The following is an 11,886-nucleotide window of genomic DNA, read 5'->3' on the forward strand; positions in this document are numbered from 1 at the left end:
TGCCGGAGTCATCACTCTCCGTTTTTTCGACTTGTTCACGCGTTAGCTCCTGGAGCGAGAAGAGAAGAGGTGTGTGGCATGCGCGTCGCTGTCATCGGTACCGGCTTCATGGGGGCCGTGCATACCCGGTCCGCGCTCGTGGCGGGCGGCGAGGTGGTGGGCGTGGTCGGGTCGACGCCCGAGAAGGGCCGCCGGGCCGCCGCGGAGTTCGGGGCCGGCCAGGGCTTCGACTCGGTCGAGGACGTCCTGCGGCACGGGGTGGACGTGCTGCACGTGTGCACACCCAACGCCACGCACGCGGAGTTCTGCCGTGCGGCCCTCGCCGCCGGTGTCCCGGTCGTCTGCGAGAAACCGCTGGCCACCGACGCCGCGACCGCACGCGAACTCACCGAACTGGCGGCGGAGCGCGGGCTGGTCACCGCCGTGCCCTTCGTGTACCGGTACTACGCGTCCGTACGTGAGGCACGTGACCGCATCCGGCGGCCGGGACACCGGCCGCCCTGGCTGATCCACGGCAGCTATCTGCAGGACTGGCTCGCCGACACGGAGGCCACCAACTGGCGGGTCGACCCGGCGGACGGCGGCGCCACGCGCGCGTTCGGGGACATCGGCGTCCACTGGTGCGATCTCGCCGAGTTCGTGACCGGACAGCGGATCACCCGGGTGAACGCGTCCTTCGCCCGCGCGGTCGCGGCCCGGCCCGGAGCGGACGGCACCCCGCGCCCCGTCGAGACCGAGGACGGCGCGGTCGTACTCCTCGAGACCGACGCCGGTGCGATCGGATCGGTGGTGGTCAGCCAGGTCTCCGCCGGGTACAAGAACGCGCTGTCGTTCTCCTTCGACGGGCCGGACGCCAGCTACGCGTTCCGCCAGGAGACCCCCGAGTCGCTCTGGATCGGCGGCCGCGACGCCAACGAGGTGCTGCTGCGCGATCCGAACCGGGCCGGGGCCCCCACCGGACGGGCGGCCCGCCTGCCGTCCGGGCATCCGCAGGGCTACTACGAGGCCTTCGCCGACTTCGTCGCCGACGCCTACGCGGCGGTCCGCGGCGAACAGGTCACCGGGATGCCGTCCTTCGCCGACGGGCTGCGCGCGGCCGAGATCGCCCGGGCGGTCGTCGACTCGGCCCGCGGCGGCGGCTGGGTCGACGTGCCGACGGCGGGAAATGGACTGGTCGACGTGCCGGCGGCGGGGCAGGGGCTGGTCGACGTGCCGGCGGCGGGGCGGGGGCCGGCGGAGAAGGGCTCCTGAGCCGCTACCGTGCCCCCGCCAGCGGCACGTCGAGCGGGAGCGGCTCGGTGAAGTCGCCGGTGCGTGCGCGGATCCCGCGGGGGCTGCCGTGCCGGAGCCACTGGTCGAGCAGCTCGGGGTGCAACAGCTCGTCGACGACCAGGGCCGCCGCTCCTACGACGCCCTCGGCGCGGTCGAGGTCGACCCGGGCGATGACGAGTTCGTCGGTGGCCAGCGGCAGCGATCGTCTGGCCACGACCTCCGCGACGGGGTCCCGGAACACGTCGCCCGCCTGGGCCAGCACACCGGCGAGGTAGACCGTCGACGGGTTGAAGACACTGACGAGCGTCGCCAGCTGCCCGCCGACCAGCTCGCCCGCCCTGGTGACGAGTTCCGTGCTGACCCGGTCGCCGGCCCGGCAGCCGTCGAGCACGTCGGTGACGGCCAGCGGCGCGTCCGTGCCCTCCAGCCGCTCGGCCAGGAAGGCGCTCCGCCCCTCGAGAGCCGCGGCGCGTGCATCCCGGGTGAGGGCCCAGCCACCGGCGAACGCCTCCAGGCATCCGAACTTGCCGCACCGGCACCGGTGACGGGACTCCTCCGCGACGATGGTGTGCCCGAGGTCGCCGGCCGCGCCGCGCGCCCCCCGGTGCAGCCGTCCCCTGGACATCAGGCCGAGGCCGATCCCGGTGCTCGCCTTGACGAGCAGGATGTTGTCGCCCGCGGCCGCCCGGGTCCGGCTCCAGGCTCCCAGCGCCATCAGGTTGGCGTCGTTGTCGACCCAGGCCGGCACGTCGTAGTGGGCTTCGAGCCGGTCCCGGAGCGGGAAGCCGTGCCAGCCGGCCATGATCGGCGGCTGTACGGGCATCCCGCGCGCGAAGTCGACCGGCCCGGGTACGCCCACGCACACCCCCCACAGGCGCTCCCGCAGCTCCGGGCTCAGCAGCTGCCCCGCCACGTCGACCAGCGTGACCAGGGACGCCTCGGGGCCCGACTCGATGTCCCACGGCACCCGCCGCTCGGCGAGCACGGTCCCGTCGAGGTCGGTCACCGCGGCGTTCAGATGGGTGGCGCCGAACACCGCACCGAGGACGACACCCCGGCCGGAGGCGATCCGCAGGATGCGGGAGGGCCGTCCGCCGGTGGACGGGGCCGGCTCGCCCTCGGCCACCAGGCCGACCCGGATCGCGTGGTCCACCCGCTGCGTGATGATCGTCCGGCCCAGCCCGGTCTGCCGGCCGAGGTCGGGCCTGGTCACGGCCGTTCCGCTCCTGATCAGACTCAGGACCAGGGAGAGGGTACGGGTGTGGTCGGTCATGCAGTGAGCTTATGGTCCCGGCGACCTGTCGTCGCCGACGGCCGGGGCGGGAGGGCTCCACCGGCATGTCCCCGCGTGCGAAGCTGACCGCATGGAACCGTCACCCGACCGGCTCGGCGAGATGCCGCCGTTGAGCGACCGCGCGGCACCGGCCTACCCCATCGCCTCGGTGGAGAACACGCTGCGCATCCTCCTGCTGCTGCGTGAGCGCGACCGCCTGACCCTCGCCGACGTCGCCGCCGAACTGGGTGTCGCCCGCTCCAGCGCACATCGCCTGATGGCGATGCTGTCCTACTACGACTTCGTACGACAGGACTCGGCGTCGCGTTCCTTCCGGCCCGGCGCCGCGCTGATCGACATCGGTCTGGCCGCCGTACGCGCCCTCGACGTCCGGGCCCTGGCCAGGCCGGTGCTCACCGAACTCGCCGCGGCCACCGAGATGACCGCCCACCTCGCCCTCCCCCGGGGCCGGGACGTCCTCTACGTCGACGGCGTCGAGAGCCGCCGCACGATCAGGGCGGCCCTGCGCACCGGGGACTCGCTGCCCGCCCACGTCACCGGCGTCGGCAAGGCACTCCTGGCGACCCTCACCGACGACCAGCTGCGCCAGTTGTACCGGGACGCGCCGCCGCAGGCCGTCACCGACCGGTCCGTCTCCACCGTGGCGGGTCTGCTGACGGAGATGCGTACCGCGCGGGCGGCCGGATACGCCGTCAACCGCGGCGAGAGCGAGCCCGGCGTGCTGTCCGTCGGCGTGGCCGTCAGCCTGCCGGAACCGGGCATGTTCGCCGGTATCGGCCTGGTCTGCCCGGAGTTCTCGGTCGACGCCGAGTGGGAGTCACGGATCGGGACCCAACTGAAGGCCGCGGCCGCCGAACTGACGAAAGAGATGAGCGCGTACCGCTTCTGACACCTCCTGTCCCTGGCCCCTTCTGACGCGTCCTGCTCCACCGAGGCCGCTTGACGCCTCCTGCTCCACCCAGGCCGCTTCTGACGCCTCCTGAGCCGGCGCGCATCGCCGCCGCGCCCGAGAACGAGGCTGCCGCCGGCCTCCGGACCTCGCCCGCGTTCCTGTCAGCGGCAGCACCGGCCGTCGATTGTTGACAATTTCGCCGCCCGCATATTGCGCAGTCCCCCCACGTCGCCTTACGGTTCTGTACAGCAGATCAGCATTCTGCACATCAGACACCCGGTCGCGTCGAGCCGAACGCGGTGGCCCCTCCTCCGTGGCCCCGGCAGGACACCGCACCGCGCACACCGGTCGATCACGGAAGGCGGGACATGAGCCACGAGAGCGTCGAGCAGGGCATCCGGCGGGCGGGCGGAGCGTTGGCACTGCTGCGCAACTCCCCGATCCGCCCGCACACCTTTCCGGTCGCGGCGGAGTTCACCAACTGGCGTACCGAGCAGCGGGCCTGGCGGGAGTCGGTCGCGCTGCTTGACCAGTCGCACCACATGACGGACCTGTACATCGAGGGCCCCGACGCGCTACGGCTGCTGTCGGACCTCGGCGTGAACAGCTTCGCGAGGTTCGGTCCGGGCCGTGCGAAGCAGTACGTCGCCGTCAACCACGACGGCCACCTCATCGGCGACGCCGTCCTGTTCCACCTGGAGGAGAACCGGTTCGACCTGGTCGGGCACCCGATGGTCCTCGACTGGGTGCAGTACCACCTGGAGACGGGCGAGTACGACGCGACGACCGAGCGCGACGACAACTCCTACGACCGGGAGCCCGGGCGGCCGCCCAAGGTGTACCGGTACGAGGTGCAGGGCCCGAACGCGGTCGCCCTGCTGGAGAAGGCCACCGGAGCCCCCCTACCGGCTGTGAAGTTCTTCCACATGACCACGTTCACCATCGCGGGCCGCCAGGTGCGCGCCCTGCGGCACGGCATGGCCGGGCAGCCCGGGTTCGAGCTCTTCGGCCCCTGGGCGGAGGGTGAGGCGGTACTGGCGGCCCTCCTCGCCGCCGGCCCGGAGTTCGGCCTGGTCCGGGCCGGTGCCAAGGCGTACTCCACCGCCAACCTGGAGTCGGCCTGGGTGCCCGCGCCGTTCCCGGCCGTCTTCTCCGGCGACAGCCTCAAGGGCTACCGCGAGTGGCTCCCCACCACCGCGATGGGCTCGCTGGGCGGCTCGATGGACTCCGAGGACATCGCCGACTACTACGTGACGCCGTACGACATCGGCTACGGCGGCATCGTCGCGTTCGACCACGACTTCGTCGGCCGCGCGGCCCTGGAGGAGATCGCGAAGAAGCCGCGCCGCACCAAGGTCACCCTGGTGTGGAACGCCGATGACGTGGCCGCCGCCATCGGCTCGCTGTACCGGCCGGGCGAACTGCCCGCCAAGTTCATCGAGTTTCCCAAGGCCCGTTACGCCCTGCACCAGAGCGACAAGGTGCTCGCCGGCGGGGAGCTGGTCGGCATCTCCATGGATGTCGGCTACATAGCCAACGAGAGGGCCATGGTGTCGCTGGCCACCGTCGATCTCGCCCACAGCGAGCCGGGCACCGAGGTGACCGTGGTGTGGGGCGAGAGCCCCAACTCGGCCAAGCCGGGCGTCGAGGCGCACCGCCAGGTGGAGATCCGCGCGACCGTGGCCCCCGCTCCGTACGTGCAGTTCGCGCGCGCCGCCTACCGCGACCGGTAGTCCCGCCGGTTCCGCCCAGGCCACCTTCCCCGCGCCGATCCGAGCAAGGAGCATGATGACCCCTGTTTCCACACCCGCGCTCACCGGAGCGGCGCTGCTGCTACGGGACTTCTCCCTGGAGATGACGGGCAAGGACACCCCGAAACTGGAGGCCGCCGGAGAGTCCATCCCAGAGGGCACCCGCGTGAACGTGACGTACCTCGGCAACGAGGACCTGCCGATGCGGCGGGCGGCAGCCCGGTCCGCGCGGCGCCTCGGATTCGTCCCGGTCCCCCATGTCTCGGCACGCCGGCTGGGCTCGCGGCAGGACCTGGCGGAGTTCCTGGCCGCCCTGCAGGCCGACGGCACCGGGCAGAACGTCTTCGTCGTCGGCGGCGACCCGGCCCACCCCCACGGCCCCTACCGCGACTCCCTCTCCGTCATCCGTTCCGGACTGCTCGGGAAGTACGGCGTACGGCAGGCCGGGATCAGCGGCTACCCGGAAGGGCATCCGCAGATCCCGGAGACGGCACTGTGGACGGCCCTCGAACAGAAGGCGGCGGCCCTCGCGGAGGAGGGGCTGACCGGCGACGTCATCACCCAGTTCGGCTTCGACCCGGACGCGGTGCTCGACTGGATCGAGCGGCTGCGCGAGCGGGGCGTCGACCTGCCGGTCCGCGTCGGCGTGCCCGGTCCCGCCGGGGTCCGCAGGCTGCTGTCGTACGCCACCCGGTTCGGGGTCGGGACCGGCGCGTCCATCGCCCGCAAGTACGGGCTGTCCCTGAGCAACCTCATGGGCACGGCCGGACCGGACCGTTTCATCCGCGCCCTGGCCGAGCGGTACGACCCCACCGCGCACGGCGAGGTGAAGCTGCACTTCTACACCTTCGGCGGGCTGGGCGCGACCTCCGCGTGGATCGCCGGCTTCCGCACCGGGGAGGACCCGAAGTGACCGTCACCCAGCAGGCTCCGGCACTCGGGGCGCGCGGCTCCGCACCCGCGCATCAGGCCTCGCTGATCGTGCGCGGCACGGACCGCGTCGGCATCGTCGCCGCCGTCGGCTCCCTGCTCAGCAGCCACGGCGCCAACATCGTCTCGCTCGACCAGTACTCCGACCCGGCCACCGGGGCCTTCTTCCAGCGCACGATCTTCTCCCTCGACGGTCTGCGGGCCGCCCTGCCGGGCATCCGTGCGGAACTGGCGGAACGGCTGGCCAAGGACTTCGACCTCGACTTCACCCTGCGGGACCTGTCGGTGCCGAAACGGGTGGCCGTCTTCGCCTCCAGGTCCGACCACTGCCTGCTCGACCTGCTGTGGCGGCACCGGCGGGGCGAACTCCCGGTCAGCGTGGCCATGGTGATCTCGAACCACCCCGACACGGCCGATGAGGTACGCGGCTTCGGCGTCCCCTTCTTCCACGTCCCCTCGACGGGGCCGGACAAGTCCGCGGCCGAGGCCGAGCACCTGCGGCTGATCGAGGACAACGTCGACTTCGTCGTCCTCGCCCGCTACATGCAGATCCTCTCCGGCGACTTCATCGAGCGGGTCGGGGTGCCGATCATCAACATCCACCACTCCTTCCTGCCCGCCTTCATCGGCGCCGGCCCGTACGCCAAGGCCAAGGAACGCGGCGTGAAGCTGATCGGCGCGACCGCGCACTACGTCACCGAGGACCTCGACGAAGGCCCGATCATCGAGCAGGACGTCGTCCGCGTCACCCACGCCGACACCGCCGCCGACCTCCGCCGCCGGGGCGCCGACGTCGAACGGGCCGTGCTCTCCCGCGCGGTGCTCTGGCACGCCGAGGACCGGGTCGTCCGGCACGGCAACCACACCATCGTCTTCACATGAGCCACTTCCCGTCTTCCCATGAGCCAGTCCCCGCCGCTCAACACAACCTCTGTCAACATTGATCGAGTCAATCCATGCCGAAGCGGCTACGGTGACGCCCATGCGCGATCAACACCCCGCTCCCGGCAGTCCCGCGCGGCGGCTGAGCACCAGGGAGACCGCCGAACTGCTCGGCGTGAAGCCCGAGACCGTGTACGCCTATGTGAGCCGCGGCCAGCTCAGCAGCAGACGCGAGCCCGGGGGCCGCGCCAGCACCTTCGACGCCCGGGAGGTGGAGACGCTGGCCCGGCGCAACAGGCGGGAGGCCGCCGGGAGTCCGGGCTCCGGCGGTGATCTGTCGGTGCGCACCCGGATCACGCTGATCGACCAGGACCGGTACTTCTTCCGGGGGGTCGACGCCACGGAACTCGCCGCGCACCACTCCTACGAGGAAGTGGCCGAGTGGCTGTGGACCGGCCGCATGACCCGGGGCGTGACCTTCACCGCTCCGGAGACCACGGTCGCGGTCGCCCGCCGGACCGTCGACGCGCTGCCCGAGCACACCTCGCCCACCGACCGGCTGCGCGTCGCCACCATCGCCGCGGCCGCCGAGGACCCGCTCCGCTTCGACCTGTCCGAGGAGTCCGTCCTCGGCACCGCGCGCGTGCTGATCCCCACGCTCGTCGCCGCGCTCCCGGTGCAGCGCCGGCGGGGGCACGACGACGGCCCGCTCGCCCACCGCCTGTGGCGCCGGCTGACCGGCATCGACCCCAGCGACGCCGCGCTCCGGGTCCTGGACACCGCGCTCGCGCTGCTCGTCGACCACGACCTGGCCGCCTCCACCCTCGCGGTCCGGGTCGCGGCCTCCGCTCGTGCGCACGCCTACGCGGCCGTGTCGGCCGGGCTCGGCGTGCTCGAAGGGCCCCTGCACGGCGCCTCCAGCGGGCTCGCCCACCGGATGCTGGTCGACGTCCTCGACCAGGGCAGCGCCGTCACGGTGATCGCGGACGAGCTCCGCGCGGGCCGCCGTATCCCCGGCCTGGGCCACCGCCTCTACCAGGGCGAGGACCCACGCGCGCGTGCGCTGTTCGCGCTCCTCGAGGAGGTCCCGCGCGCGGAGCCCGCCCTGCTCGCGGCCCGGGACGTCGTCGCCACGACCGCCCGGCACGCCCCGCTGCACGCCAACGTCGACCTGGCGCTGGCCGTGTTCACGGTCTCCTGCGGCATGCCCGCCACCGCGGGCGAGACGATCTTCGCCGTCGCTCGGACGGCGGGCTGGATCGCCCACGCGCTGGAGGAGTACGGCGAACGCCCGCTGCGCATGCGTCCCAGCGGCCACTACGTGGGCCCGAAACCGCCACAGCCACTGCCGTAACGCCCCATCGGCAACCCCATCGGCAACCCCATCGGCAGCCCCCTCGAAGGCGCGAACGGAGGAGGCCGGAAGTCACCCCGGGCAAAGTCAGGTTAGGCTCACCTCTGTGAGTAGGTGCGCAACCGTCTCCCGGATGCTCGACGAGCCCGTTTCGGGCACCGCCGCCACCGCGACGACGTGGCTGCTGCTGGAACAACCCGGCCCGTGGGGTCCCAAGGCGCTGACTTCGAGCCATCTGGACCCCGCGCTGGGCCGCGCCCTGGAGGCCGCCGCCAAGGGGACGGGCGTGCGGATCGCGCTCATCCGCCGCCCCGGCCGCCACGCCGACCCCGGCACCTCCGCCGTACGCCAGGTGTACGTCGCCCACTCGGTGCCCGGGAACGTCTGGCTGCACAGCGCCACCACCCGCGACCCGAGCCGGCTGCTCGGCCTCGACTTCGCCGCGCTCGGCGCGGGCGACCACCGTTCGTTCGACGCGGCGCTCGGCGGCCGGCCGCACCGGGGCAGCCCGCTCGCGCTCGTCTGCACCAACGGCAGGCGCGACCGCTGCTGCGCCCTGCTGGGCCGCCCGCTCGCCGCCGAGCTGGCCGCGTCCGGCGTGGCGGGCACCTGGGAGGTCACCCATCTGGGTGGTCATCGCTTCTCGCCGACGCTGCTCGTCCTGCCTTACGGCTACGCGTACGGCCGCGCCGAGGCCCATGCCGTCAAGGAGGTCCTGCACGGCATCCAGGAGGACCGCGTGGTGCTGGAGGGGTGCCGCGGCTGCTCCGCCTGGGAACGGCCCGGCCAGGCGGCGGAACTGGCCGTGCGCGAGGCGGCGGGCGAGTACGCGGCGGGCGTGCTGAGCGTCGTACGGACCGAGGGCGCGGCCCCGCGCTGGGAGGTCACGGTCGCCCATGCCGACGGCCGCCGCTGGCGGATGTGCGTGGCCCAGGGCGCCTCGCTGCCGCCGCGCCCGGAGAGCTGCGGGGTGTCGGTGCTGGGGTCGCCGGCGCGGATGGACGTGGTGTCGGTGCGGGAGCTGCGGACGACGACGACGCTGGCGAGCTGACCCGGACTCTCCCAAGAACTGGTCAAGAGATCCACCGGACTGGTCAAGAGATCCACGCCACACCCCCTTAAGCACGGCGTACCCGCGCACGTACCGTCGTGGGTATGAGCCCCACACCCCCTGTGCGCCGTCTGCGTCCCCGGCTGCCCCGGAAGGTGTTCTCACAGATCCTGCTGATGCAACTGGCGATCGCCGCGGGCGTCGCCGTGCTCGCGACCGGGCTCTTCCTGGCCCCCCTGAGCAAGCAGCTGGACCAGGAGGCGATGCGCAGGGCGCTGGCGATCGCCCAGACCACGGCGCAGGACCCGCAGATCGCCGAGGGCGTGCTGACCACCGCACCGACCGTGAACGGGCCGGTGCAGAAGGAGGCGGAGCGGATCCGGAAGGCCACCCACGCCGAGTACATCGTGGTGATGGACCGGGGCGGGTTCCGCTGGTCGCACACCACGCCCTCGGAGATCGGCCGGCATGTGTCGACCGACCCCACGGAGGCACTGGACGGCAAGGAGGTCATGCAGATCGACAACGGCACCCTGGGCCGCTCCGCACGCGGCAAGGTGCCGCTGTACGACGCGCAGCACCGGATCATCGGGGCGGTCTCGGTCGGCATCGCCTACGACAGCGTGCGGGCGCGGCTGCTCAGCACCATCCCCGGGCTGTTCGCCTACGCCGGCGGTGCCCTCGCGGCCGGCGCGCTGGCCGCCTGGCTGATCTCCCGGCGGGTCCAGCGGCAGACCCGCGACCTGGCCTTCTCCGACATCTCGGCGCTGCTCGCGGAACGCGAGGCGATGCTGCACGGCATCCGGGAGGGCGTCGTCGCCCTCGACCGCGCCGGCCGCATCCGCCTCCTGAACGACGAGGCGAGACGGCTCCTCGGCATCGGTGACGAGGCCGTCGGCCGGTCCCCCGACGAGGCGCTCGGCGAAGGTCGTACGACCGATGTGCTGGCCGGCCGGGTGACCGGCACCGATCTGCTCACCGTACGCGGCCAGCGGGTCCTGGTCGCCAACCGCATGCCCACCGACGACGGCGGCGCCGTCGCCACCCTGCGCGACCGCACCGAGCTGGAGCAGCTCGGCCGTGAACTCGACTCCACGCGCGGGCTGATCGACGCCCTGCGCGCCCAGGACCACGAGCACGCCAACCGCATGCACACCCTGCTCGGGCTGCTGGAACTGGAGATGTACGACGACGCCGTGGAGTTCGTCGGCGAGGTGGTCGGCGACCACCGGGTCACCGCCGAGCAGGTCACGGAGAAGATCCAGGACCCGCTGCTGGCCGCCCTGCTGGTCGGCAAGGCCACCGTCGCGGCCGAGCGCGGGGTCGCCCTGTGGGTGTCCGACCGCACCTGGCTCCCGGACCGGCTGATCGATCCCAGGGGCCTGGTCACGGTCGTGGGCAACCTGGTGGACAACGCGCTCGACGCGGTCGCCGGTACGCCGCACGCGCGCGTGGAGGTCGAGTTGTGCGCGGATGGCCGCGCGATCGTCCTCCGGGTACGGGACACGGGGCCCGGGATCCCGGCGGCACAGCGGGAGCTGGTCTTCACCGACGGCTGGTCCACCAAGAAGCCGCCGACGCACGGCAAGCGCGGCATCGGGCTCTCCCTGGTGCGCCGGCTCGCCGAACGGCAGGGCGGCAGCGCGACCGTGGGCGAACCGGAGGGCGGGGGCGCCCAGTTCACGGTCGTACTCCCCGAGGCGCTGACCGCGCCGGAACTGGAACGGGAGCCGGCGCTCGCCCCGGCCGAGGAGGAGGCGCGATGATCGAGGTCCTGGTCGTGGACGACGACACCCGGGTCGCCCGGGTCAACGCCGCCTACGTCGAGAAGGTGCCCGGCTTCCATGTGGCGGGCGAGGCCCACAACGCGGCCGAGGCCCTGCACCGGCTGGAGACCCTGCCCCGCCTCGACCTCGTCCTCATGGACCACTATCTGCCCGACGACACGGGCCTCGCGGTGGTCCAGGAGATGCGCCGGCGCGGCCACCAGACCGACGTGATCATGGTGACGGCGGCCCGGGACGTGTCGACCGTCCAGGCGGCGATGCGCCAGGGCGCCCTGCAGTACCTGGTCAAGCCGTTCGCGTTCGCGGGGCTGCGCGCCAAGCTGGAGGCGTACGCGCAGCTGCGGCGCACCCTGGACGGCGGCGGCGAGGCCGAACAGGCCGAGGTGGACCGCATCTTCGGCGCGCTGTCCGCGCCGTCCGAGCCGGGGCTGCCCAAAGGGCACTCCCCCACCACCGCGGAGCTGGTGCGCCAGTCCCTGATGAACGCCGAGGGCCCGCTGTCGGCCCAGGAGATCGCCGAGCGCACGGGGGTGAGCCGCCAGACCGCCCAGCGCTATCTGAAGCTCCTGGAACGCACCGGACGGGCCCGGCTGACCCTCAAGTACGGCGACGCGGGCCGCCCCGAACACCGTTACGTGTGGGCGACCCGCGGCTGAGACGTGCTGCTCGGCTC

10 protein-coding genes are annotated in these 11,886 nt (G+C 72.8%); 9 read left to right on the plus strand and 1 reads right to left on the minus strand.

Going from position 1 to position 11,886, the window contains the following annotated elements; all coding sequences use genetic code 11:
- Window positions 1-78 precede the first annotated feature (78 nt).
- Window positions 79-1,251, plus strand: coding sequence for a Gfo/Idh/MocA family protein (locus ACFWPQ_RS17980; protein ID WP_384035058.1), 1,173 nt, complete (start codon window positions 79-81; stop codon window positions 1,249-1,251).
- Window positions 1,252-1,255: 4 nt separating this feature from the next.
- Here ACFWPQ_RS17980 and ACFWPQ_RS17985 read toward each other — a convergent pair whose 3' ends face one another.
- Window positions 1,256-2,545: an ROK family protein gene (locus tag ACFWPQ_RS17985; RefSeq protein ID WP_384035061.1), complete on the minus strand. Its 1,290-nt coding sequence runs from the start codon at window positions 2,543-2,545 to the stop codon at window positions 1,256-1,258.
- Window positions 2,546-2,636: 91 nt separating this feature from the next.
- Between ACFWPQ_RS17985 and ACFWPQ_RS17990 the strand changes: the two genes are divergently transcribed.
- From ACFWPQ_RS17990 to ACFWPQ_RS18025, 8 genes are all read left to right on the plus strand, one after another.
- Window positions 2,637-3,455 (plus strand): IclR family transcriptional regulator, encoded by an 819-nt coding sequence (locus ACFWPQ_RS17990; RefSeq protein WP_384035064.1) that lies wholly within the window; start codon window positions 2,637-2,639, stop codon window positions 3,453-3,455.
- A 371-nt stretch (window positions 3,456-3,826) separates the two neighbouring features.
- The gene (locus ACFWPQ_RS17995) at window positions 3,827-5,191 is read left to right on the plus strand and encodes an aminomethyl transferase family protein (RefSeq protein WP_384035067.1); all 1,365 of its coding nucleotides are present in this window, start codon (window positions 3,827-3,829) and stop codon (window positions 5,189-5,191) included.
- Window positions 5,192-5,246: 55 nt separating this feature from the next.
- Window positions 5,247-6,122 (plus strand): methylenetetrahydrofolate reductase, encoded by an 876-nt coding sequence (locus tag ACFWPQ_RS18000; RefSeq protein ID WP_384035070.1) that lies wholly within the window; start codon window positions 5,247-5,249, stop codon window positions 6,120-6,122.
- Window positions 6,119-7,021, plus strand: coding sequence for a formyltetrahydrofolate deformylase (gene purU / locus ACFWPQ_RS18005; RefSeq protein ID WP_384035073.1), 903 nt, complete (start codon window positions 6,119-6,121; stop codon window positions 7,019-7,021). The genes ACFWPQ_RS18000 and purU overlap by 4 nt, the downstream gene beginning before the upstream one ends.
- A gap of 100 nt (window positions 7,022-7,121) precedes the next feature.
- Window positions 7,122-8,375, plus strand: coding sequence for a citrate/2-methylcitrate synthase (locus tag ACFWPQ_RS18010; protein WP_384035076.1), 1,254 nt, complete (start codon window positions 7,122-7,124; stop codon window positions 8,373-8,375).
- A 106-nt stretch (window positions 8,376-8,481) separates the two neighbouring features.
- Window positions 8,482-9,426, plus strand: coding sequence for a sucrase ferredoxin (locus ACFWPQ_RS18015; RefSeq protein ID WP_384035079.1), 945 nt, complete (start codon window positions 8,482-8,484; stop codon window positions 9,424-9,426).
- Window positions 9,427-9,530: 104 nt separating this feature from the next.
- Window positions 9,531-11,192 (plus strand): ATP-binding protein, encoded by a 1,662-nt coding sequence (locus ACFWPQ_RS18020; protein ID WP_384035082.1) that lies wholly within the window; start codon window positions 9,531-9,533, stop codon window positions 11,190-11,192.
- Complete coding sequence (locus ACFWPQ_RS18025; RefSeq protein WP_361303702.1) at window positions 11,189-11,869, plus strand: response regulator; 681 nt, start codon at window positions 11,189-11,191, stop codon at window positions 11,867-11,869. Before ACFWPQ_RS18020 ends, ACFWPQ_RS18025 begins: the two co-directional genes overlap by 4 nt.
- The last annotated feature ends 17 nt before the right edge of the window (window positions 11,870-11,886 follow it).

The sequence above is a fragment of the Streptomyces sp. NPDC058464 genome, from assembly GCF_042721035.1.
Classification (GTDB): domain Bacteria; phylum Actinomycetota; class Actinomycetes; order Streptomycetales; family Streptomycetaceae; genus Streptomyces.